The organism is Lactococcus garvieae subsp. garvieae, assembly GCF_029024465.1.
Classification (GTDB): Bacteria; Bacillota; Bacilli; order Lactobacillales; family Streptococcaceae; genus Lactococcus; species Lactococcus garvieae.
The window spans coordinates 216,949-240,845 of sequence record NZ_CP118950.1 but is presented as its reverse complement, the minus strand read 5'-3'; the positions used below and the strand labels follow the sequence as shown (position 1 = coordinate 240,845).

19 protein-coding genes are annotated in these 23,897 nt (G+C 40.1%); 4 read left to right on the top strand and 15 right to left on the bottom strand.

Going from position 1 to position 23,897, the window contains the following annotated elements:
* A complete protein-coding gene (locus PYW30_RS01195) occupies positions 1-1,431 on the bottom strand; it encodes an amino acid permease (protein WP_014024230.1) in 1,431 nt (476 codons plus the stop codon).
* Between the two features lie 325 nt (positions 1,432-1,756).
* Here PYW30_RS01195 and PYW30_RS01190 point away from each other — a divergent pair, with 325 nt between their 5' ends.
* Complete coding sequence (locus PYW30_RS01190; RefSeq protein WP_003133853.1) at positions 1,757-2,515, top strand: peptidylprolyl isomerase; 759 nt, start codon at positions 1,757-1,759, stop codon at positions 2,513-2,515.
* 203 nt (positions 2,516-2,718) lie between these two features.
* On the opposite strand, the gene PYW30_RS01185 is transcribed toward PYW30_RS01190, so the two are convergent.
* From PYW30_RS01185 to PYW30_RS01175, 3 genes are all read right to left on the bottom strand, one after another.
* Entirely contained in the window at positions 2,719-3,597 is an 879-nt protein-coding gene (locus tag PYW30_RS01185) for an RluA family pseudouridine synthase (RefSeq protein WP_042217619.1), read from the bottom strand.
* Between the two features lie 211 nt (positions 3,598-3,808).
* On the bottom strand, positions 3,809-4,621 hold the full coding sequence (locus PYW30_RS01180; protein WP_016171020.1) for an NAD kinase: 813 nt from the start codon (positions 4,619-4,621) through the stop codon (positions 3,809-3,811).
* Entirely contained in the window at positions 4,608-5,288 is a 681-nt protein-coding gene (locus tag PYW30_RS01175) for a GTP pyrophosphokinase (protein ID WP_016171021.1), read from the bottom strand. The genes PYW30_RS01180 and PYW30_RS01175 overlap by 14 nt, the downstream gene beginning before the upstream one ends.
* 317 nt (positions 5,289-5,605) lie before the next feature.
* Here PYW30_RS01175 and PYW30_RS01170 point away from each other — a divergent pair, with 317 nt between their 5' ends.
* Entirely contained in the window at positions 5,606-6,202 is a 597-nt protein-coding gene (locus PYW30_RS01170) for a CYTH domain-containing protein (RefSeq protein WP_003133845.1), read from the top strand.
* Between the two features lie 128 nt (positions 6,203-6,330).
* Complete coding sequence (locus PYW30_RS01165; RefSeq protein WP_042217622.1) at positions 6,331-6,849, top strand: hypothetical protein; 519 nt, start codon at positions 6,331-6,333, stop codon at positions 6,847-6,849.
* Positions 6,850-6,907: 58 nt separating this feature from the next.
* On the opposite strand, the gene PYW30_RS01160 is transcribed toward PYW30_RS01165, so the two are convergent.
* Positions 6,908-7,264: a YlbG family protein gene (locus PYW30_RS01160; protein WP_003133842.1), complete on the bottom strand. Its 357-nt coding sequence runs from the start codon at positions 7,262-7,264 to the stop codon at positions 6,908-6,910.
* Complete coding sequence (locus tag PYW30_RS01155; RefSeq protein ID WP_042217623.1) at positions 7,248-7,622, bottom strand: YlbF family regulator; 375 nt, start codon at positions 7,620-7,622, stop codon at positions 7,248-7,250. Before PYW30_RS01155 ends, PYW30_RS01160 begins: the two co-directional genes overlap by 17 nt.
* A 206-nt stretch (positions 7,623-7,828) precedes the next feature.
* Between PYW30_RS01155 and PYW30_RS01150 the strand changes: the two genes are divergently transcribed.
* The gene (locus PYW30_RS01150; RefSeq protein ID WP_042217625.1) at positions 7,829-9,193 is read left to right on the top strand and encodes an amino acid permease; all 1,365 of its coding nucleotides are present in this window, start codon (positions 7,829-7,831) and stop codon (positions 9,191-9,193) included.
* 34 nt (positions 9,194-9,227) lie between these two features.
* Here the strand turns inward: PYW30_RS01150 and recA are convergent, their stop codons facing one another.
* The 9 genes from recA to PYW30_RS01105 form a co-directional block, all read right to left on the bottom strand.
* Positions 9,228-10,379 carry a recombinase RecA gene (gene recA / locus PYW30_RS01145; RefSeq protein ID WP_042217627.1) on the bottom strand — a complete coding sequence of 384 codons (1,152 nt, stop codon included), beginning with the start codon at positions 10,377-10,379 and terminating at the stop codon, positions 9,228-9,230.
* Positions 10,380-10,482: 103 nt separating this feature from the next.
* A complete protein-coding gene (mutM, locus tag PYW30_RS01140; RefSeq protein ID WP_042217630.1) occupies positions 10,483-11,304 on the bottom strand; it encodes a DNA-formamidopyrimidine glycosylase in 822 nt (273 codons plus the stop codon).
* Between the two features lie 194 nt (positions 11,305-11,498).
* Positions 11,499-12,410: a GTPase Era gene (era, locus tag PYW30_RS01135; RefSeq protein ID WP_003133835.1), complete on the bottom strand. Its 912-nt coding sequence runs from the start codon at positions 12,408-12,410 to the stop codon at positions 11,499-11,501.
* Positions 12,411-12,640: 230 nt separating this feature from the next.
* The gene (locus PYW30_RS01130) at positions 12,641-15,595 is read right to left on the bottom strand and encodes a DUF7601 domain-containing protein (protein WP_042217632.1); all 2,955 of its coding nucleotides are present in this window, start codon (positions 15,593-15,595) and stop codon (positions 12,641-12,643) included.
* Between the two features lie 61 nt (positions 15,596-15,656).
* Entirely contained in the window at positions 15,657-16,634 is a 978-nt protein-coding gene (locus PYW30_RS01125; RefSeq protein ID WP_042217634.1) for a hypothetical protein, read from the bottom strand.
* Positions 16,635-16,767: 133 nt separating this feature from the next.
* On the bottom strand, positions 16,768-17,793 hold the full coding sequence (locus PYW30_RS01120) for a hypothetical protein (RefSeq protein WP_042217636.1): 1,026 nt from the start codon (positions 17,791-17,793) through the stop codon (positions 16,768-16,770).
* Positions 17,780-18,940 (bottom strand): signal peptidase I, encoded by a 1,161-nt coding sequence (locus PYW30_RS01115; RefSeq protein ID WP_042217638.1) that lies wholly within the window; start codon positions 18,938-18,940, stop codon positions 17,780-17,782. Before PYW30_RS01115 ends, PYW30_RS01120 begins: the two co-directional genes overlap by 14 nt.
* A gap of 369 nt (positions 18,941-19,309) precedes the next feature.
* Entirely contained in the window at positions 19,310-20,926 is a 1,617-nt protein-coding gene (cshA, locus tag PYW30_RS01110) for a degradosome RNA helicase CshA (RefSeq protein ID WP_042217641.1), read from the bottom strand.
* Positions 20,927-21,149: 223 nt separating this feature from the next.
* On the bottom strand, positions 21,150-23,744 hold the full coding sequence (locus PYW30_RS01105) for an LTA synthase family protein (protein WP_249041103.1): 2,595 nt from the start codon (positions 23,742-23,744) through the stop codon (positions 21,150-21,152).
* Positions 23,745-23,897 lie beyond the last annotated feature (153 nt).

Genomic DNA, 23,897 nt, shown 5'->3' with positions numbered 1-23,897 from the left:
TCATTTCTCCCGGCTCAAATCTACCGCTTTGAGTGGCACTAATTTTGTATTGTACTTCCATTTATATCCAAAGTATAGGGCCAAGAAAAGTGGTATTGCGGCATACATGGCCAAGCCTTCACCCCAGTGACTACTGAAAAGCATAGCTGGGTCTAAATTAACAACAATCATTGCCGTCATGATGAGAGACAAGATGGGGCCAAAGGGAAACCATTTTGCTTGATAAGGCAAACTGCTCAAATCGCCACCTTGAGCCAAGAAAGCCCGACGGAAACGAATGTGACTGATAGATATCCCAAGCCATGCAATAAATCCGGTCAAACTTGACAGGTCCACAAGCAAAAGATAAATTTGTGTGCCGAAAATTCCTGTTAAAAATGCGACCACACAGACCGCTGTCGTTGCCAATAAAGCATTGATAGGAATACCGTTTTTGGCTATCTTTGAGAACTGACGTGGCGCGCCTTCTTTTTTACCCAAAGAGTAGAGGATACGTGTTGAAGCGTACATGACTGAGTTTGCTGAGGAGATAACCGATGTTAAAATCACAGCATTCATTAGACTCGCTGCTACGGCCAAACCAATATTCTTAAAAACAATAGTAAAAGGACTCATAACCGCTGTCGAATCAGGGTTAAGCAAGCGTGGGTCTTTGTAATTAATAATAGCTGCAATAACAATAATCGTAAAAATATAGAAAAGAAGAATGCGCCAAAAGATAGAGTTCATCGCTTTGGGAATACTTTTCTCAGGATTTTCTGATTCACCTGCTGTAACTCCCAGAAGTTCTGTGCCCTGAAAAGAAAAGCCAGCGATGAGTAAAACACCAACAAATCCGGTCACCCCACCAGTAAATCCGTGATTCCCCGCTGTTAGATTACCAACAACATCAATATGATTTCCAAAAATTCCGATAATGGTTAACACCCCAACAGCCAAAAAGACAATAATTGTAATCAACTTGATAATGGAGAGCCAATATTCTGTTTCCCCAAAAGCGCGTACCGCCATGATATTAATCGCAAAAATAAGAACTGTGGCTACACCAGAGAATATCCACGAAGGGACCTGAGGGAACCAAAATTGAGTAATTAATCCTGCCGTTGTCAAATCAACCGCAATCGTAATTGCACCGTTTATCCAATAGTTCCAGCCCAAGGCAAAGCCAAAAGCTGGATCCACAAAGCGTGCCCCATAATCTGTAAAAGAGCCTGATGTGGGTAAATAAGTGGCCATCTCTCCTAAAGAGGTCATGACAAAATAAACCATAATCCCGACAAAGATATAAGCCAGTACTGCTCCAAAAGGTCCAGCCTGACTAATAGTCGCTCCTGAGGTTAGGAACAAGCCTGTTCCTATCGTGCCACCAAGCGCAATCATGGTGATGTGTCTTTGTTTTAAATTGCGCTTTACTTGATTTTCATTTTTCATATTTTTTTCTTTCTCTACTACTTCTTCGTTCATTTACAGCATAATTTTGCCCAAAAGAAAAGACCGTATAGCCTAGCCATCCGGTCTTTCTGAGAATCACCGGCATAGATGTCTTTCGAGCGTACTCTAAAGTTGCATCTATACCAAAGTATGACACAACTCTTATCTATGCGCATGATGATGTTGAGATTGTAGGTCAAACTTAAACATATGTGATTCTCCTTCCTGATATTTTTTATTTAGTATAGTCCTTTATTTTAAAATTTGCAAGTATAAACTTTTTATTGCCGTTTAGTCTTCGAAACTTTTATGTTAAAATATAGAAATGGAAAATAAAAAAAATACGAATATTATCTTTGGAGGATTGTTGGTCCTCATCGTTGTTATCATTGGTGGTCTTCTTTACTTTGCGAACAGTTCTGACAGCAAGACAGATGCAAAAAATGATTTGCAAAGTGTTGAACTCCCTCAGTTGTCGAAAGAAGTGGGCAAGGATGAAGCTGAAGTTCAAATTCAAACGACAGCTGGGAACATCAATATTAAGCTCTTCCCTAAATTGGCACCAATGGCTGTCGAAAACTTCTTGACTTTGGCCAAGGAAGGTTACTATAAAAACAATGAATTCTTCCGTGTCATTAATGATTTCATGATTCAAACCGGTGACCCAAGCAATAAGGGAACTGGAAGTAAATCTGTAGTCAACAACAACAAACCATTTGCTACGGAGATTTCAAATCAGCTTTATCATATTCGCGGCGCAGTTTCTTTGGCAAACAGTGGTCCTGGAGAGACAAGCAGTTCGCAATTCTTTATCGTCCAAAATCCTCAAGCAGCTGAGCAAGGCTTAAGTACAAGCAAATATCCCGAAAAGATTATCGATGCTTATAAAAAAGGGGGCTCACCTTTCCTTGACGGACAATACACGGTCTTTGGACAAGTGATTTCAGGTATGGATGTTGTGGATAAAATTGCTGCAGGAAAAGTGGAAGCGAACCCAAATAACCCACAAGAAGAATCATCTCCTGTCAATCCAGAAAAAATTACTGGCGTTAAAATTATCAAAGGTTGGGACTTTAAAAAATAAATAAAAAAAATCTTCTGTGTCGGCAGAAGATTTTTTTATAGCGCTAGTCCCAACTTCAACTGCCTTGCAAATGCAAGCAAGAAATTGAGGCACAAGAAAAAGCGGTATCTCTGTTTCGATACCGCTTTTTTATTTTTTACCGATAAAAGAGGGCTAGCATGCACGCCTAGCACTCGAATTGGGTTTATTTTAACATTGAAAGACTAACGCATCAGTTTTTGCATATCTTCAGGCATTTCTAACTCAATATCAATCAATTCGTCTGTAAAGGGATGGACAAATTGTAAATGATGACAATGGAGAGCTTGACGATCAATAAGCTCATGATTGCCGCCATAAAGTTCGTCCCCGACAAGAATATGCCCCAGATGTGAAAAATGAACACGAATCTGGTGTGTACGGCCGGTATGTAAAACGACATCTAGCTGCATCAAGCCATTTTTCTCTGCAACAACTTCATAACTTGTTCTGGCTTCTTTCCCTTCAGGATGCACACGTCGCTCAATGATTGATGTTTCAACCCGACCGATAGGCAAATTAATTTCCCCTGTTTTGGGCAAGTTCTCGTCTGCATGAATAATGGCATAATAGCGTTTGGTCACACTGTCCTTATATTTAGGGTGTACGATGAGAGAGTGAGCCAAACTATGTTTAGCAAAAATCATCAAGCCACTCGTATCACGGTCCAATCGTGTAATGATGTGTACCATTTGGTCCTCGTATTTCTTTCGTACGATATAACCCTTTACAATGTTAGACATAGCTCCTGTCGGGTGTAAACGCCCTGTAATTGAAGTGCGTCCTGCAGGTTTGTTCACAATCAAATAATGATCGTCTTCAAAAACGACTTCTGGGTCAATATCTTCAGGAATCAATAAATCAGTACCTTGCTCGATAGGTGTAACAATCGTAACAACATCATCCACTTGTAAAGGAAAGAGAACATTACGCTCCATACCATTCACTAAAATCTCACCGCCGTCAAATTTAATATGTGAAAGGAAGCGCTTGGAAACGCCATGACGTTTAAGTAGGGCCTTTACCGTACTTCCATCAATTGTATTTGTAAATGAAAATTCCACTGTTTAACTTCTCCTTTTAAGTCTGCTCTGACATTGGTTACCTTACTGTTGAAGTATTCTCCCACTCTCTGGGCTGATTTTTCTCCATCTAAAAACTCCAACATATGTCGGAGTTTGCCTAGAACAGAACTTTATTATACCATATTTGCTCGCTCTGTAAATATAATTATGCCAAGAAACACTCTATAAGCAATATAAGGTGCTTGCAGCATTATTCCACCTCGCCGATAAATGCATTTTTGACACGTTCCCAAAAGCTTGTATGGGCACAATTTGCAAAAGCGATAGTTTTACCATCCATGCTGTACTCGATGGCTTCAATTTTTTCGTAGTTGAAGGTCAGCTGGTCAACAGTAACACTATAATCCTCAACATCTTCTGGACAGATAATAATACTGTCTTTCTTCGCAACAACCATTGGTGCCCCTAATGTCCGATAAACAATATTATTAAGACTGGCTATTTCGGCCATCTGCATGGCTTCCACACGCGGATGTAAAACGGCGCCACCAATAGATTTATTATATGCTGTTGATCCCGTTGGTGTGGATACAGATAAGCCATCGCCTCGAAATTTTTCAAAGAGAAAATCCGAAATCCTGATATCCGCAACTAAAGTCTTAGACGTTCGACGAATCGTCGATTCGTTCAGTGCATAGTGGAGCATTTCTGAACCGTCCTGAAATTTCACACGTATCCGCAAAAGGGGATAATGGACCGCATGCTCAGCTGTTTCAGACTCTAGGGCAAGCGCCACCTTATCAAGATCGGTGTTCATAAAGTCGGTATAAAAGCCCAGATGTCCCGTATGAACGCCGACAAAACGAATCTTATCCAGCTTGTTCTCATAGAGGTGCATGGCTTTGAGGAGCGTACCATCTCCTCCGACTGAAATAACAATTTCTGGATTTTCCTTTTCAAACTTGAAATTTTTTGACTGCAAAAGCGCTGTTAGTTCTAACAGCGTCTTTTGTGATTTTTCACTTGAATTCCCTACCAACCAGATCTTTTTACCAGAGCTCATTGTCTTCTCCGTTTTCTTTCTTGTAGTCCAGTCTTGCTTGTGGGTCATCAAAAAGCAATTGGGCTTCTTGAATATCTTCACGAATCGCACCCATTTCCGTATCCAACTGCGCAGCCATCTGCGCCGCAGCGCTCAAGCGCTCTCGGACTTCCTCAGGGATCACCCCACCATATTTATAACTTAAGGAATGTTCAATCGTTGCCCAAAAATTCATTGCCAAGGTCCGGATTTGAATTTCGGCAAGCACCACTTGAGCGCCTTCAATCATATCAATCGGATACTCAATAACCACGTGATATGAACGATATCCGCTTGCTTTTTGGTTATGGATATAGTCCCGCTCTTCGATAATTTTTAAGTCTTTACGTTTTCGTAAAAGCTCTAAAACATCCCAGACGTCATCAACAAACTGCACCATGACACGCACACCAGCAATATCTTCCATTTCCCGGATTGTTTCTTTCGTATAACCTCGCATGGCTGCTTTCTTCCGAATCGAATCACGTCGCTTCACGCGCCCCGTGACAAACTCAATCGGTGAGTAAAGTTTTTTCTTTAAAAATTGCTTACGCACACCACGAAGTTTGATTTTCAGTTCCCCAACCGTTTGGACATAAGGATCAAGAAATTCTTCCCAGTTAAATTCAGTTGCTGTACTTTCAGTCATATGCTTATCCAAATTGACGCTCGATCAATTCTCCTTTGTATTTTATTACAGGTCTTTATCAATTATACCATATATCGCCCCTATTCACTAGACAGCTTGACTAATTTACGACTATGAAAAAGAAGCGAAATGTTGTTTTAATGGCACTGTAGTCCGTAACAAAGGAGCTTTCTCTTCTTTTCTGGCTTTACTTAGATACAGGCTTTTGATATACTTTTAGATAATAGATCAATCATCATTTTAATAAGAAGGGAGGATGCCTCTCTTGGAGATCTTGTAAAGAGTAATCTAAACAGAGCATCTTTTTATACATAAAAATGTCAACAAATTTAGAAATTGAGCATAAGACGATGCTCTCTATGCCGGAGTATGACCGCTTGAAAACACTTTTTTCACATGTCACTCCGGTCCGACAGACCAACCACTATCTTGATTCTCAAGATTTTACACTGCGTAAGAAAAAGCTCGCTCTGCGTATCCGTACCTTTGATCGTTCAGCAGAAATGACACTCAAGGTTCCTCAACAGGTCGGGAATATCGAACATAATATCGATCTCACGCTTGAAGAAGCACAATATCTGCTCGCGCAAAAAAGTATCACTTGCGGTAAAACTGACCTGAGTGAAATCTGCGACATTTTAGTCGAACGTGGGGTAGATTTGGAGAGTATTACTCTGATTGGTAGTTTAACCACAATCCGCTACGAACAGCATCTCCCTATTGGTCTTGCTGCTCTGGATAAGAACGACTATCTTGGTCATACTGATTATGAGTTGGAGTTAGAGGTGACTGATAGTGAACAAGGTAAAAAAGATTTCCTTGCTTTCTTGAAAAAAAATCATATTGAATTTCGTTTTTCAAAATCAAAAGTTGTGCGCTTCTTAGACTGTTTGCGCCATCTGAAAAAGCAATAAAAGTGCGGTTCAGCACTTTTTTGCATATAATTTGGTCTCCTATATAAAATTTGGTACACTATACAACGTGGATACACAACTGATAAACAATAATATTAAAGATTTTAACAAGGAAAACAATAACTCTCATGTACGATATTCATCATTTTTTCACGCCTATTCTCAATCAATTTTCCGAATTTGATGCGCACACCTGGTACCTCTATCCAATAGCTACACTTGCTGCAGCTAAAGAGTTACGTGACAACAGTGACCTTCCCAAAAATATCGAAAATCTCAACGCAAGCTTTGATCGCCTCCAAAAGATTTCTTCTGATTTCCTGACGATAAATCTACACGGAAGAAAGTACGGGCGAAAATTCATCTTAGCTTTACAGGAGAGACTGGACAACCTCAGCATACTGGATTATAACAACCAAATGCGCCATGAAATTCTCTGCGAAATAAAGCTCACAACCGCTGACTTTATTACCCATCGCCAGTTCGCTAAAAAACAAATGATTAAGAATGCTCAGGAATTTTATAAAAATGAGTTTACCCAAGTACCCTCTACTTTGATTTATACCGATACTGAATGTTTACACATTGAAAATTGCTCACAAGTCCTTATTCAAAATTATCTTCGTCACATTGAAAAAACTGCCTAATGGCAGTTTTTTTGTAGACTAGAGCTTGTAAGGCTGTGTCTATGATGTCTTATCTTCATTACAATTTGCCTAAAGCAGCTTCAAGTTGTCCTTTAATCGCTTCATTTGTCTCCGCAAAAGCTTCAGAGAAATTCTGGTTGAGATCTTTCAGATGACTTGGGCGTACTCGTTTCACAAATTTGAGTGCCTTAAGTTTCTTGATTGTCTCGGAAACATCTTCTTCATTCACATAGAGCAAGCTATAATGTGCTTTGCGACTTGTATAGCCAAGATCCCCATAGTGGCTAAGCTGTCTGTTCCCTTTGTAAGAGTTGCAATAGACAAAAAGCGCAATTCTCCCTTGCTTTTCAAGCGGACGAACTGTCTTATCTTCCGATTTCTTGGTCACTATTTCTTTATCAATGATGGCGTCCATGACGGCTTCCTCCTTTCAAGGGTAAATTTTCATCTACAAAAATGTGTGCTGAAATTGCTGAACTGATGTCTTTTGTTAACTCGGATAGCAACTCTTGCAAATCATTTTCAGCTATACGGAGCTGATAAACCTTCTCATTAAGCAGGATTTCTTTTCTGAGCTGAGCCAGTTCTGGCCTAAAAGCGATATACTCCTGATTTTCTGTAAGAAGTTGGAGCTTAGCTTGTAAGTCTTCATCTTCTTCAAAAGTCGTTTTCAAATCACGATAAGCAGCGACTTCAGGTAATTCCAAAAAATCCTTAACCACTTCATCGATTAAATCATCAATTTCAAACAACTGTTCATTTATGATTAACATAATCTTATTATACCAAAAAAAGCAGCTTTACTGCTTTTTCTCAACCCTCTTTAGATAACTTTCTTTGTTTTTTTGATCTACAATAAATGACATTTTTTAGAAGTCTGTTCTAAACTTGTGTCACCTCATCTTGCCAAATTAATTCAAAAAAGATATAATTAACTGATAATGTCTATAATTGTACATAAAATTACAGAAAGGTTTTTATGAATAATGAAAACAATCAGACCCAAAGAGGTCTGAAAAATCGTCACATCCAGCTTATTGCAATAGCGGGAACTATCGGAACAGGGCTTTTCTTAGGGGCAGGTCAATCTATCAGTATGACTGGTCCATCCATTCTTTTGATTTATATCATTATTGGGGCCTTGATGTTCATCTTGCTCCGTGCAATCGGTGAAATGCTCTATATGGATCCTGAGCAACACTCTTTCCTTAACTTCGTCAGTCACTATCTGGGCAACAAGGCCGGATATTTTATTCAATGGTCTTATTGGCTTGTTGTTATCTTTATGGCGATGGCTGAGTTAACCGCTGTCGGGGTCTACATCCAGTTTTGGTTACCAAGTGTGCCTGTCTGGCTGACCGAAACAGTTATTCTCTTGGCCCTAACAGCTTTAAACACACTCAATGCTAAATTTTTCGGTGAAACAGAGTTTTGGTTTGGGATGATAAAAATCGTTGCTATCGTTGGGTTGATTGTTACTGCTATCATCATGGCCTTCAGTGGCTTCCAAGCAGACGGTACAACAGTTAGCTTAAGCAATGTGACGAAGGACTTCTCCTTCTTCCCTAATGGCGTCACAAACTTCATCGGAAGCTTCCAAATGGTGATGTTTGCCTTTGTTGCGATGGAATTCATCGGAATGACTGCTGCTGAAACCTTGGACCCACGCCCAACACTTAAAAAAGCAATTAATCAAATTCCGATTCGTATTTTAATCTTCTATATCGGAGCACTTACTGCGATTATGTCTATCTATCATTGGACAGATATTCCTGCGGATCAATCCCCATTCGTGATGGTCTTTGACCTTATCGGTTTCAAGTGGGCAGCTGCAGTCATTAACTTTGTCGTCTTGACTTCTGCAGCTTCCGCACTTAATTCAGCACTCTTCTCAACTACACGTAATCTTTTCTCTCTTTCAAAATTACATGGAGACAAAGCATTACAGCCCTTCACAAAACTTTCAAAAAATGGTATTCCTACAAATGCGCTTTTCTTCACAGCAGCACTGATCTTCTTAGCTCCATTTATCTCACTTATTCCAGGTGTGTCTAACGGCTTTGTCTTTATCACAAGTGTTGCGACTAATCTCTTCTTGATTGTTTATATCATGACCTTGATTGCTTATACAAAATATAGAAAATCAAGCGAGTATCTTGAAGACGGCTTTAAGGTTCCAATGCCAAACGTCTTAGTTCCAGTAACTATCGTCGCATTTGGCTTGATCTTTATTTCCCTCTTCTTCTTCAAAGATACACGTATACCAGCAATTGGTTCAGCAATCTGGATCGTCGTCTTCGGGATTATTTCTTATCTACGTAAAGAAAAAACAGTTGACTTATAAATAAAAAAACTTCTGAATACAGAAGTTTTTTTATTTATTCTAATTCAAGCTCGATTTCTTCTACGCCAGCAGCTTCAACTTTTGCTTTTTCATCTGCTTTTGCTGGTTTAACCTCTTCTTTTTCATCCGCTTCATCACCTTCAGTCAAACCGTGATTTTGACGTACTTTACGGTCGATTTCATTGAAAATTTCAGGATTATCTTTAAGGAAGGCTTTCGCTTTCTCCGCACCTTGACCGATTTTTTCATCATTATAAGAGAACCAAGCCCCTGCTTTCTTCACAATGCCTTCTTCAACGGCAATGGTTAAGAGTTCACCTGTTTTAGAAATACCTTCGCCAAACATGATGTCTACTAAAGCAACTTTAAACGGTGGCGCAACTTTGTTTTTAACGACTTTAATCTTCGTTAATTTACCAATGGCTGTTTTGTTGTCACCGGAACCTTCTTCGATTTTTGTGCTGCCACGAACATCTAAACGTACAGAAGCATAGAATTTCAAGGCACGACCACCAGGTGTTGTTTCAGGACTCCCAAACATAACACCAACTTTTTCACGCAATTGGTTGATAAAGATTGCTGTTGTTTTTGTTTTGTTGATGCCTGCAGCAAGCTTACGCATGGCTTGACTCATCATACGTGCTTGCAAACCAACTGTCGAATCTCCGATTTCACCGTCAATTTCGGCACGGGGTGTCAAGGCAGCAACAGAGTCGACAACAACAAGGTCCACTGCACCAGATTCAATCAATTTTTCAGCAATTTGTAAGCCTTGTTCACCATAGTCAGGTTGTGACAAAAGAAGTTGGTCAATGTCGACACCGATCGCTGCAGCATAGACAGGATCCAAAGCGTGCTCCGCATCGATAAAGGCAGCAATCCCGCCTTCGGCTTGCACTTGAGCAACCGCATGCAACGCAACCGTAGTCTTACCAGAACTTTCTGGTCCGTAGATTTCGATGATACGACCTTTAGGATAACCACCGGCACCAAGTGCAATATCCAAAGCCAAGCTTCCTGAACTTGTCACTTGAACTTTTTGGCTCGCAGCTTCACCCAAACGCATCAAAGAACCTTTACCAAAATCCTTTTCGATAAGGTCAAGCGCATCTTTTAACGCTTTTTCACGTTCTGCACCATATTTTTTTGTGATATCTTCTAATTTTTTCTTTTTCTTTGTAGCCATTATTTTCTCCGTTAATCTCTTGCTCTTTATATTATAGCATTTTTAAATTTGTTTGAAACTGATTGCACCGCATATTTTAGTACGTAAAAAATTGAAGTTTTCACTATACTTTTTGACAATATGGACAAAAATGTGAGCCGCGTCCTGCGACCTTTATCTTTTCAATCACCGCGTGCTGGCAATTCGGACAAAGTTGCCCTTGCTTGCCATAAACCATGAGCAATTCCTGCATACTTCCTTCCTCACCCATTGCATTTTTATAAGTCCGTATACTAGAACCTCCACGTTCAACTGCCGTTTGGAGGACGTCAATCGTATAATCATGAATGCGGTGAATTTGAGATTCACTCAAGGCTGAAGCCAACATTTCAGGATGCACTTGTGAACGCCAAAGTACCTCATCAACATAGATGTTTCCTAGCCCAGCAACTAAAGTCTGATCTAAAAGATAAGGTTTTATCTTTTTTTTCGATTTCTTTAGTTTTTCAGCAAAAATCCCCTCATCAAAGGTTTCAAAGCTGGGCTCTGGGCCAATCTTTTTCGAAATGAAATAACGTTCAACATCCTGACTTTTCAATAATTCCCAAGTCCCAAACTTGCGGACATCTGCATAAATAAGTGTCGCATCTGAAAACTTGACAAAGACATGATCATGCTTTTGTTTTACAAAGTCCTGGGGTTCCACCCGATATTTCCCCTCCATACGTAAATGGGAAATCAAGGTCCACTGGCCAAAATCAAAAAGCAAGTACTTCCCACGGCGCTGGATATCTTTGATGACTTGGCCTTCAAGTTCTTTTTTTAGCGCCTCGAATCCTGTTAAAACCATTCGTGGATAAGAACTTTCAATCTCCAATATTTTTTTATTTCTCACCAGCTTTTCCAAGCCTCGGCGTACATTTTCGACTTCTGGTAACTCAGGCATCTGTTTGCAACATCCTATCCTAATTATTGGGTCTGATGAAGGAAGAATACAGCACATCCCATACAAAAGCTGGGGGCTCTTTCCACTCATCAAATATTGAACCTATCAATATTATAGTCTATTTCTTTATTAAAATCAATAGATTATATTGGTTTTTTCGATATAATAAAAAAGCAGCTCAAACGAGCCAACTTTTACATATAATCTTCTTTCTTGTAACCAAAGTCGGATAAATCCATCTTACGGTCACGCCAGTCATTTTTTATCTTGACCCATGTTTCAAGATAAACTTTATCACCCAGCATCAACTCAATATCACGGCGGGCCATTTTCCCTATCTTACGAATCATGTCGCCGCCTTTACCGAGAATTATCCCTTTTTGACTCTTACGTTCAACAATGATTGTTGCCATGATATGAATTTTTCCGGTTTCTTCATCACGCTTCATCGAATCTGTGGTAACCGCAATGCTATGCGGCACTTCTTCACGCGTCAAAAGAAGAATTTTTTCACGAATCATTTCACTGACTAAGAAGCGCTCTGGGTGATCTGTCACCATGTCTTCTGGGAAATACTGAGGCCCTTCCTCAAGCTTGTTGCTCAAGGTTTCGAGCAAACGTTCCGTGTTGTTGCCTTGAAGTGCTGAAATCGGCACAACTTCTGCAAAGTCCATTTGTGAAGTGTAGTCTGAAACAGTTTCAAAAAGGGCATCTGGATGCACTTTATCAATCTTGTTGACCACCAAAATCACAGGAACATCTGCTGTTTTCAAGCGTTCAATGATCATGTTCTCACCAGTTGAGCGCGGCTCGTCAGCAGCAACCATGAAAAGTACCATGTCACACTCACGAAGAGTAGAATAGGCAGACTGTACCATAAAATCACCCAAGGCATTATGTGGTTTATGGATACCTGGTGTATCAATAAAGATAATTTGTTCCTTGTCTGTCGTATAGATTCCTTGAATTTTATTCCGCGTTGTTTGCGGCTTGTCGCTCATGATCGCTATCTTTTGACCCATCACATGATTTAAAAATGTTGATTTCCCAACATTGGGACGGCCCAAAATGGCTACAAATCCTGATTTAAAAGTATTATTTGTCATAGTGTTTATTCTATCATATTTTAGATATATATTCTCCTTCCTTCTTATATTTTATATCAAATAGAACAGGAGATGGGGTCTTTCTCTTTTAAAGTTTCGTTCAATGAACCCTATGACTCAAAACAAGATATGGATGATAGTTTATTGATTTATTTATCCCATATATACACAATATAAAAATGGAGGAATATCAATTCCATCCATTTTTATATTGATTTAGAAATCTCGGACTAATCTTTTTTGCTTCTGGTTTCTTTATAGAGAAGATAAGCGATTCTTAGACACACAAGTCCTAAAGCAATAGCCACAAGCGTCAATCTATCACCTACATCAGGTAAGCGCTCTGTCGTACTTGGTCTATCTGGTGTTGGTGCCTTACTTGGTGGTTCTTTCATTCCTACATAAGTATTTTGAATAGTAAAGCCTTTTTGAGCACTTCCTCTTATTTTAGCAGCATAGCCATTGACTTCAAGCTCTTTTACTTGATAATCAATTACTTCTCCCTGAGAATCATAGCGCGGTAGATTTTGGAAAACAGTTTCCCAATCACTTTCTGCCGTAACTTTTCTACGGCTTATTTCCTCATCCCCAGTCATTAACTGTACAACAATCATGTGAGGTTGCAAGTCTGTGGTCAATTCTTTATGATTCCAAACCTTTTTCACTGGAATATCTATTGTTTCGCCAAGCAATGCCGAAGCATCAAAACGGTTGGTAAAGACAGGCCTTAAACCATCAATACGCTCTCCATTTTTGGTTAGCCATTGCTCAGTTAGGGAAAGTAAACCATCTGTTCCTTGTTCAACTTTAACAAACCATTTGTACTCGGAATTGTCATAAACCCAACCTAAGGTACTTCCTCGTGTTTCATGAATGGTAAATTCAAACGTCCCTGGACGATCAAAGGAAAGCTCTGGGAAACTTACACGACCATTATTCGTTATAGTCACAACATGCCCGCCAGGATTCATGACAAACTCAAAGCGTTCGTCATTCGGTGCTTCATCTCCTGTGATTTGCTTTTCAATCTCTAATCTAGCTATAACAGGGTCTACCCAAACATTATGCAGGTTAATATTGTCAGGATTCATTTCCGGTTGCCAACCTGAAACGGGTACCTCTCGGATAGTATAGTGAATTTCATTGCCTTCATTGTCAAATTTCGGTAAATTTTCAAAGCTGTAAGTCCAATGAGGCCCTTCAACATTGATTTGCCGAACCACAATATTGCCTTGCATGAGTTGGACAGTAATATGCTGAGGAGGTTGCACACCTGTTGGCATTTCCCAGGTCTTAAGACCGGACAAATTAATAGTCTCACGAATGTAAAGGTTGGTTTGACGGACATAAATATTCTGTCCAATATGCACCTGCCCAACGGTTCCCGTAGCATTGCTGATGCTCTCCTGACTAAAGCCACTACTGTAACTGTCACGCTCAACAACACGCCAACGATCGCCAAGTTCAAGCTCAATTGGTTCTGAAGACTGACCGCTTCTCAGGCGAATCACTTCCTCCTGCCTTACTCCATTGATATAAAGATCAAACAAGAACTCATGATCGGCATTGTAACCCACACCCAAAACATTTTTTTCAATAATCAAATGAGCCGAACCACTCGGTATTTCCCGGTTTACAAAGACATGGTGTGAACTGCCACCACTTAGTGTTGTACCACTCACCTCATCAATTGATTCAAAGAAGTCATCACTTGGAATCTCACGGATAGTGTAAGTCAAACCAGGAGGCAGATCAGGAAAGACAACTTTCTGACCATGTCTCAGGCGAATGCTATCGCCAGAAACAAAGTCCTGCAACGCGCCCACTGTAGTCCCTTCAACAATCCGATATTGGAAGACTTGATTTTCATTCGGTTCGAAAGTAACTTCAAATTCAAACTCTCTTTCACGCGCTGCCTCATCCTCTGAAATAACTTGTTTTTCAAAGGACAGGGCTCCCGGAGTAGGCTCAACGCCGCCAACTTGATAACTGTTGATAAATCGATGCCTATTATTAGCATCTTGTACAATGTTCCCCTCAACGATGCCTGTGCCAGAAACAAAATCTGGAGTATCTAATTCACGAATCTGATAAGAAGCGCCCACTGGTAAATCATGAATGGTAAGAATTTCCCCGTGACGTAGAGTGAGTGTATCACCGCTGGTAACTGTCCCTTCACGGATGTCATCATCGTTGTTTGGGACATCATCAATTTGATAACGGTTAGTGGTAAAGCGGAAGGAAGCGCCATAAGGTACATTTGAAAATTCTATCTCGAACTCAAAGTCAAGTAACTTCTGCTCATCTGTCACAGGAGAACCATCCGAGTTTTGCACTTCTTTTTCCAAAATGAGATTCCCTCGGCGCGTCATGTCCCGATTGGTAAAAGCTACTATAGAGGGAGTAGTACTGATATTACCCGAAGAATTATTAGCTTGACCATGAGCCATATCAACTTCCTCGACAGTGTAATGCACACCGACAGGGATATTGGTAAAGACTGCACGCTGTCCATGAGCGAGCTTTAGCGTTTCCCCTGAAGCTAGCTCATGCATGTCGCCTTCGCCATTGATTTGGTATTCATAAGTTCCATTGTCTGAAAAAGTTACACGAAATTCAAAAAGTTGGGTGCGCTGCTCATCCGAAAGTTCCTGTCCATCATCATTCACCAAGGTTTTCTCAATAATCAAATCTCCGGATAAGCGGCGGTTATAAACTGTCACTACGGGACTATCATTTGTCGTGTCCATCGTAACGGTAAAGTCATACCGCCGTATCGGTTGATTATCCGAATCCAAGTCTGGCGCAAAACCATAAGGCAGTCGAATTTCTTGGAAGAAGTACTGCCCCGGTGGAAGCGAAACCGTGATTCTTCCCTCTTGATCTGTCGTAAAAGTGGTTTGTATTTGTACAGGATTTTCTGGGTCCTGATTATTGTAGAGGACAAAGTCAGCTCCTGGAACAGCTATTTCTGTTTGGTTTCCTTCCGTATCCCTCTCCAGCTTCAGCAAATGAACGGGGCGCATTTCTGTACTGGTTTGCCCCTGATTAAGCGCACTCTGCCTGCCGCTACTCCACGCCAAGGTCCCTGTAATTCCCGTGGCTATCAGTGTCAATAAAAGAGCAGAAAGGAGGACACGATGCCTCACATTCAACTTACTGAAAATGTGCTTGATTCTACTCAAAGCGGTCCTCCTTTCTTTAATTTAAAGAATTATAAATTTCTAATTTCTGACTTCCCAACTCTTATGGTGCAGGAGTCTGTGCATCTAAAATCTCTTCAATAACTCTTTCGCCGTGTTCTGTACTAAGTCCTGCGGCATCATCAGACTCCCAAAACTCTGAAATATCTCCTTCAGAAGCAAATTGACCAATAACATGGAGTTGATATGACCAATCTCCCTCAATGTCAGCTAAAGCATCTTGTGGAAGCTTGCTGTCTACGAGGAAACTCGTTGCGGCGCCACCTGCTAAGAAGTTCGCCCAGTATGCCCAGCCTGTATCCTGGTCGATAACCCAGAAGTTACCAACAGGTGTTCCAGCATTCAGCCATTGAGCATATGTCAACGGTGGACGCTCTTGATCAAGGACTTGTTGCACCGCATGCTCTTCTGCCGAGTCTCCTGCTACTGGAAGCGCGAAAGAAGTATCTCCTGCTCCCCAGTAGTTCGCTGTACCGTCACCCGGGTGAGTCACGCCTTCATGCTCCATGTCAAACCCTGCACCTGCTGCAGCAGTCATCATAGAAAGTGGGTCTAAGTTAAAGGTTGGGAGGAACCATGGGCGGTCGTCTCCATGTGTGGATTGTCCCAAGCTCAGATGAAAATACTGATTAATCGGCTCATTAATACCAATACGTGTGCCCGCAGCTTCGCTACCAGCTATTCCTGAAGGTCCTGGAATCCAAGTCGGCCAAGTCTCTGGATCATTGACATCGATAGTTGGCTCATCAACAATAGATACCCCATTTTTGGTAAAGAGTTCTGTAAGTTTTACACGTGTAAACAATTGACTGGTACCAAAGTTTTCCGAAAAGACATCTTTATTCCCTGACTCATCGTCAAAATAGTCGTGCACACGTCCCCCATATTCAGGACGATTGGTACCCTCTGTGATATTGAGGGCGCGTTGGCCAAAGCTCGTAAAGGCGAAGGTGCCTCCGATTAGAGCTAGTACGGCAGCGAGTCCGCCGATTTTGATAAGATTTTTTGTTCTCTTTTTCATAATTTCCTTGTTCTCCTTTTTTATTTTTTGATTTACCTTAGTTCAATGCCTTCTTTTTATCGAGTGGCTATAATTTATTTCAATTAACCACCCCCTTTCATTGGTTATTCTTTTGTTTCTCTTTGTTTCTAATTTATGTGATACGCTCAAGTAGATCACGTGCTAATGATGACACGCCAACCCAGTTGTCTAGATCTTCCACTGTCGCCAACTCTGCCTCTGCATGCATCCCATAATAAGTGTTTTCTGTATCAAAATTGATATCCAAGGCATCAAGTAAAAGACTGGTAGCAGCGGCTTTGGGCAACCAGTTTGCCCAATAAATCCAACCATCCGTATCATGTACCCAGAAGTTCCCTGTTGGACGATCAGCTGCAATCCACTGACTCATGGTCATGTAACCTCCATTTTCCGACTCAACTGTCTCCTGAGCTGTATGCGTCACATTAGGTGTTAAGACTTCTGTATTGCTCACTTCATTCCAGCTTCGTAAGGTTGACGTATGTGTCTGCCCCAGTGTCCACTGATCATGAGTCCCTGGCATCGCTATACCTAAGTTGGTATTGAATGTACCCGTCAGCAGTTCCAGTCCTTGACCTGTGGTGTTCGACTCTTGATTTTGATTGTTCCGGTTGAAGGTGGGCATAAAAATTTTGGGTCGGCTATTATCATCACCAAGATAAAGACCTACGTAATTGCGTAAAGTGGATGGTGTTGTCCCATCAGAGAGGTATCCATCAGGTCTAACGATAGCCCATGAGCTCTTATCACTCAACGTTGCTGAATCCAAGCCTGCACCACTGGGCGGACTTGCCTGATTAAGAGTGCCTTCAGTTCCAGCACCTTCGCCTATCTCCAGATACTCACTAAGTCGTACACGTGCCAATATATTTCTGGAAGAATAATTTTCAACATAGATATCCTTATTCACTCTTCCTCTGCCGCGTCCACGACTCATGATATGATCCAAACCCTCAAAATCATCGTGCAGACGGCCACCAGGAGCGCCTTCATGTCGTGTTTCATTTATCACGCGCTGATCTATAGAAGTCCATGTAAAAGTTCCTGTTGTACTCAAACTCAAAATCACTACTAATAAAACAGGGATAATGTATCGTTTTTTTAAAGTCACTCTTGAAAAAAAGTTATCTAGCTTCATGAGACAGAGGTTTCCTTTCTGTCACAGCACGACGGTTTCTCTTTCTTTTATTTCCAGATTTAAACCGCTTCTGTTTAATAGCCATAACGATGAAATTCATAATTTCATGAAGTAGCAACATTGCAATCAGCATGACAATAACAGATACAACAAGATTATTCCGGATAAAATGAATAGCTCTTCCTATCGGGTAACTTGAAAATATAACCTGACCGATAACATTACTTGCATGAACCATATCACTATCTTCTCTCTGGTTATCAACACCCTTCGTTGTAAACCCACGCTCACGTGTACGAAGATGATTCTCTTCAATTCCAGTGATACGGTGTGTCACCACCCGGTCTGACTCTGTAATAAAGGTAATGTCATCACCAATATCCAGTGTGTTTGCATCAACCTGACGCGTCAAGAGAAAGCTATTTCTCGGATAAACACTCCTCATTGAATTAGAGAGAACAGTCATCGGAGAAAAACCACCAATGTTGACTGGTTTGCTGGCTTCATCCTGTAAAATCAAGCGTGATTCTACAAAAATCAAGAGTACAATAATAATCAAGTAAAAGAAGGCATTGCTTATAAGACTTGCACCCTTTGACTTGGACTTAGCAGGCTGTTTATCCTGATAAGTATCGAAATCCAACTCTGGACATCCCGGGTGATAAAAATCTGAACGTACAGTTGGGGATGCTGTCATCTTACTAATAAGCAGCGTTGGATACTGTTTTGCTTCTTGAGGAAAAGCATTATAGTAATGGTAAGAAAGGTTTTCTGACGCTACTACTTTGCGTTCCCCCATCTTATCGGAATCTTCCGATACAAGTTCTTTTTCTCTTAAAACTTGATCTGTTTTTGAAGTAACACTTGTGTCCCCCTCTGTTATCCTTTCACTTCCCGACCTATCGGATGATGTATCTACGAATGGCGTATCTACGAATGGCGTATCTACGAATGGCGTATCTACGAATGGCGTATCTACGAATGGCGTATCCTCTTGCTTCGCTTCGCTTGCTGCGAGAATTCTTTTCACTTCATTGAGCTGTTCTTGAATATCTTGTGAAAACTCAAGAGCTGACAAGGTAAAACCACCTCCACCACTAAGATCCCAATCTTTTATATTATCTGGCTGTAACTGAGTCTTGCTCATTTGACTACCTCCTTTCTAGGTGAAATCACAACTCATGATATATCAAAAGTTACACCATACAATCTTTTAGATTTCTAGAATTTCCATAATTACGTTTCGGTTACAAAACAATTATATAACATTTATTTCAAAAGTAAAAAAGATATGGGAAAATAAAAATAAAATTTAAATCCTCTAATGTTTTTGTAATGTTTTTGCGTTTTCTATGATTGGCCACTTCTCCAGAATTATTATTTCTCCTGACGAAGAGAAATTATTTGTATTTTCAAGATAAGACAACTTAATTTAAAGCAAAAAAAAACTCAGCATTGAGCTGAGAGTTTAATGTTGACAATAGAGAATTAGACTATTTCTCCTTGACAATTTTTCTTATTTGTCACCGCGGTTACGCATTACGAAGCCAGCTTGTTTTTCGCTGCCTTGTGTTTTTGGTTTACGGTCTTTCTTGTAGTAGTCACGTTTTTTATCGTCGCGATCACGCCAGTTGCGTTTCTTGTCATCGCGGTCACGGTCGCCGCCTTTTCCACGGTAACCGCCCTTGCCATCACGATCGCCACCACGGCCACCGCGATTGTTGTTGCGGTCACGCCCATAACGGCCGCCACCTTTGCCGCCTTTACCTTTGCCCTTGAAGCCTTTGCCTTCACCATTAAATGGTAATGGGCGTTCTGCTGTGATTTGGACTTCTGGCATTGTGTCAGGGTCTTTCACACGGCTTTGGATAAGCATGGCTACCAATTCTTTGACATCATATTCTGCCAAGAGTTGTTCTGCATCAGCATCAAATTTTGTCAACTTACCTTTAAGACTACCGTCTTGGAGGTCACGTTTGATTTCATCCATGGCAACAGAAAGGCTAGCTTGATAAGCATCTTCTTTTGTTGGCGGACGCATGCCTTTCATTTCTTTCTTAGTCAATTTTTCAATGGCACGGAGATAACCCATTTCATTGTAACTGACGAAGGTTACAGAACGACCTGACTTACCAGCACGACCGGTACGTCCAATACGGTGAACGTAGCTTTCTTGGTCTTGCGTAATGTCGTAGTTGTAAACGTGGGTTACACCTGAGATGTCAAGTCCACGGGCTGCAACGTCAGTAGCAACCAAGATGTCCAAGTGACCACCTTTAAAATCACGTAACACGCGTAAACGTTTGTTTTGGTCCAAGTCACCGTGAATACCTTCGGCACGATAACCACGTAATTTCAAACCACGTGTGATTTCATCCACACGGCGTTTTGTACGTCCAAAAACAATAGCGAGTTCTGGACGTTCAACATCAAGCAAGCGTGTCAAGACGTCAAATTTTTCAAATTCTTTTGTCTTGATAAAGTATTGATCGATACGATCAGCGGTCATTTCTTTAGCCGCAACTTTGATATGCTCTGGATTCTTCATGAATTTGACACCAATTTTTTTGATGTCATTTGGCATAGTTGCTGAGAAGAGCAATGTTTGACGTTCTGCTGGTGTTTTACCGATGATGAATTCGATATCCTCAAGGAAGCCCATGTTAAGCATTTCATCTGCTTCATCAAGAATCAATGTTTCAAGATGTGAAAGGTCAAGTGCTTTACGTTTAAGCAAATCCACCATACGTCCTGGTGTACCGACAACGATGTGTGCACCTGAGCGCAGAGCTTTGATTTGTTTTTCGATGCTTGAACCACCAAAAACAGTGCGGACTTTAAGCCCTTTAGATTTACCAAAGCGGAAAAGTTCTTCTTGCCCTTGAACAGCAAGTTCACGTGTTGGTGCGATTACAAGAGCTTGAATCGCTTTATTTTCTGGATTAATTTTTTCGATTGTTGGAAGGCCAAAAGCGGCTGTTTTACCAGTACCTGTTTGAGCTTGTCCAAGAACGTCACGTCCTGAGAGCGCGAGTTGAATCGTTTGCTCTTGGATGGGCGTTGGTTGCTCATAACCGATAGCTGTAAGCGTCTCGACAATGCCTTCTGAAAGGCCGAGTTCGTTGAATTTCAATTGTTTCACCTATAATTTTCTAAATTTGCCACTGGCAAATATGACGACCAAGCTCGAAAGCTCAGTTACAGGCGAAAAAATATTTGTCTTAACTCGCCTGAATATATAACTTGACTATTATATCATACTTTTAAAGATGTAAATGCTTACCTTTTTTATTTTTTTTTAAATTTTTTTTAGCATCTAAAAAGTCAATAAAAAAGCACTCCTAGAAGTGCTTTTTTTATTTTTCCAATTTGAAGAAAGGAGAATCTTCTTTCAAATAATGTTTACCAGAGGTTAAGTCATATTGTACCAACTTCAAATCTTCCATACGCTTGCTTTGTTCTTCTGTCAGGGTTACTGTTGAAGATAGAGGGGAGTTATAGGCTGCCGGAACTTCCCACATCACATCTGACAAGAGCGCATAGTAAGGTGAAACTTTTGAGCCTGTCGCTTCAAATAAAGCGGGCGTAAAGGTTGCTGAACTTAAGTCCACTTGTTTATCGGTAGTGTTTCCTTTGTTGCTCCAGATGAAGTAATCTGTCTTATAGGCATTTAATGGATCCTCTTTGAAGCCGGCATAGTCAGAAGGAAAGACATTCGACAAGTGGTCTCCATAGAAAACCAGAGTAATTTTTTTATCAATCTTCTCAAGTTCTGTTAAGAATTCTTTCGTTGCTTTATCTGTATCCGAAATCTTACGAACATAATTCTCCAGAAGTTGATTTTGCGCTTCTGAGTAACCTTCCCCTGAAGCTGTTATAGTGGAAGACCCAGAATAGCTCGTGTATGGCATATGGTTTTGCATGGTCAAAACACTAAAGAATTGTGACTTAGAGGGATCAATTTTATCTAAAACATCTCTATATGTTTGAGCATCTGAAACCTTGCCATCAAGAGTTTCTTGGTTGGTTAATAAATCAGCTTTATCTGTACCCGAGAGCGCATAGAAATGATCGAATCCAAGTTTATTATAGATTGAATTACGATTATAATTGGTTGCATTTTCGGGGTGAAGGGCAATTTTTTCCGGGAAGTAATTAGAAATAGAAGGAATAAACGGCATACTTGGAAAAACATCTGAATTAATCGTAGAAATATTGCTTGAAAAATTGACTTTGGGAAGTCCACTTAAAGTCTGTGCTTCCATATTGGCCGTTCCACCAGCAAAACCATTAGAATACATTAAGCCGCCCGTTGCACTTGCCTTAATTTCATCAATATTTTTCAAAGGATTTTCTGATAAAGTTGCGCCTTGGACACGGTTAGGGTTTGACAAGGATTCACTTAAAAGATAAATAACTGTTTGATCCGTGATATGCGAGGAGCGGTTTTTGTTGATTTTCTCCGCTTCATCGCTATACTTTTGAACAATCTCCTGTATTTTGGCTTGACTGTAACCTTCCGGTTCTTCCATTGCTTTACCAAATATTTGCTTTACCCAAACGTAAGAAAGAGACTTGGCACGCGCAATATTTGGTGAGCCTTTCCATAAAATATCCCCATTTGAAACTTTGATATATTGTGTTAAAATCGGCACATTTATCTGTTTATCTGGAGAGGTAAAGTTTCGGAAGTTTTGAACTAAGGGAAAAGCAAGAACGATAAGAATGATCGCTGTCCATCCTCTTTCTTTCCAAGACATTATCTTACCTTTGAAAAATTTTCGGCTTAATAAAATAACAAGAGTTACAAGGACTAAAAGTACTGTCGCAGCTACAGCTACCAATTTTAAATCAACGAAAGAGAGTAAAGACTTCAGATTCATTAACCATGAAAGTTCTGAAACATAAATAGGCTCTTGTCGCTCAGAAAATTTTATTGCATTTCCGACAGTAAAACTTCCAAAGACGAGAATTATAACCGCCGTAGCAATCATGTAACGATTAAGCAGCAAATAGATAGCCATAAAAATCAAAGTTAAAACTAAAATTTGGAAAAGGCTTACTCCCGCCACAACATACCCATAAATCATCGGCGCTGCTTCAACTCTCATTGATGCTTGAATAAAATAGTTAAATATCAGAGCCAGAAGTAAACTGCTTGTTAAAGCCATTGAACAGTTTACTTTGTTGGCTTTAAATGCTTGAACCCCTTTGACAATAAAATAGCTTAGAACACAAATAACAATAAAAGCGAAAAGAAAATTTCCATAAAGACGTAAAAAGTCATCACGTCCTACAATATTGTTTGCGACATAAACCAAGCGTAGATTTCCTGCAGAATTTGTCGGTCCAAAGCCTGTATTCCAAACTAAACGACGGGTCATATGATCAAGAAAGGCCACACTCGTCAGCAAAGCCATATAGAAATGTTCAACTTTAATATCCGCAGCGATATTGGATACTTTTTTTAATTTCTTATTGTCAGGTATATGTGTAACCAATCCTATAGCTAAAAGAAGTATACCAGCTAAAGGCAAGTAACGCTCAACAAGTAGATTTAAATTTAAGGAAATATAATCTGCTCTAAAAGCTGCATTATTTATATTCTCAACCAGAATCATCGAAAGATGAAAAAGATAATAAGCAAATAAAACACAAGGGACAGCAATGATTCTTTTCCAGTCCAAGAGCTTGTTTTTCCCCCTCGAACGTCTCGCGACCTGCATCATCCAAATATCTTTATTCTTTACAAAAACAAGTGCCAGATAAGCAAGACCGAAAAATCCAATAATACGATAGACTAAAAGTAAAAAACTAACTGGAGTTGAGTAAGTTACTTCCTCAGGTAAAACTTGATCAAAGTTTACACTAGATAAACCTATAAATAAGGAGAGCATTGAAACAATTTGCAATATTCTGTTCTTTTTATTTATATTACTATAATTTTGCATAGGTTTCATTATAGCATAGGAGACAACTTCAAATCCACCAATATACATATGTTATATAAAAAAGGTATTAATGGATTTTTCACGCGTACATTTTTTGAGATAGTCATTGCATATAAAAAAGCCCTTAAGGACTTTTTTGTAATTTGTCAGAAT

What these genes read in the sequence shown, in the direction of transcription:
- PYW30_RS01120 (WP_042217636.1), bottom strand. Translation starts at nt 17,793, where the DNA reads ATGAAGCTAGATAACTTTTTTTCAAGAGTGACTTTAAAAAAACGATAC.
- era (WP_003133835.1), bottom strand. Translation starts at nt 12,410, where the DNA reads ATGACAAATAATACTTTTAAATCAGGATTTGTAGCCATTTTGGGCCGT.
- PYW30_RS01125 (WP_042217634.1), bottom strand. Translation starts at nt 16,634, where the DNA reads ATGAAAAAGAGAACAAAAAATCTTATCAAAATCGGCGGACTCGCTGCC.
- recA (WP_042217627.1), bottom strand. Translation starts at nt 10,379, where the DNA reads ATGGCTACAAAGAAAAAGAAAAAATTAGAAGATATCACAAAAAAATAT.
- PYW30_RS01165 (WP_042217622.1), top strand. Translation starts at nt 6,331, where the DNA reads ATGTACGATATTCATCATTTTTTCACGCCTATTCTCAATCAATTTTCC.
- mutM (WP_042217630.1), bottom strand. Translation starts at nt 11,304, where the DNA reads ATGCCTGAGTTACCAGAAGTCGAAAATGTACGCCGAGGCTTGGAAAAG.
- PYW30_RS01175 (WP_016171021.1), bottom strand. Translation starts at nt 5,288, where the DNA reads ATGACTGAAAGTACAGCAACTGAATTTAACTGGGAAGAATTTCTTGAT.
- PYW30_RS01115 (WP_042217638.1), bottom strand. Translation starts at nt 18,940, where the DNA reads ATGAGCAAGACTCAGTTACAGCCAGATAATATAAAAGATTGGGATCTT.
- PYW30_RS01180 (WP_016171020.1), bottom strand. Translation starts at nt 4,621, where the DNA reads ATGAGCTCTGGTAAAAAGATCTGGTTGGTAGGGAATTCAAGTGAAAAA.
- PYW30_RS01170 (WP_003133845.1), top strand. Translation starts at nt 5,606, where the DNA reads ATGTCAACAAATTTAGAAATTGAGCATAAGACGATGCTCTCTATGCCG.
- PYW30_RS01190 (WP_003133853.1), top strand. Translation starts at nt 1,757, where the DNA reads ATGGAAAATAAAAAAAATACGAATATTATCTTTGGAGGATTGTTGGTC.
- PYW30_RS01155 (WP_042217623.1), bottom strand. Translation starts at nt 7,622, where the DNA reads ATGTTAATCATAAATGAACAGTTGTTTGAAATTGATGATTTAATCGAT.
- PYW30_RS01160 (WP_003133842.1), bottom strand. Translation starts at nt 7,264, where the DNA reads ATGGACGCCATCATTGATAAAGAAATAGTGACCAAGAAATCGGAAGAT.
- PYW30_RS01195 (WP_014024230.1), bottom strand. Translation starts at nt 1,431, where the DNA reads ATGAAAAATGAAAATCAAGTAAAGCGCAATTTAAAACAAAGACACATC.
- PYW30_RS01105 (WP_249041103.1), bottom strand. Translation starts at nt 23,744, where the DNA reads ATGCAAAATTATAGTAATATAAATAAAAAGAACAGAATATTGCAAATT.
- PYW30_RS01150 (WP_042217625.1), top strand. Translation starts at nt 7,829, where the DNA reads ATGAATAATGAAAACAATCAGACCCAAAGAGGTCTGAAAAATCGTCAC.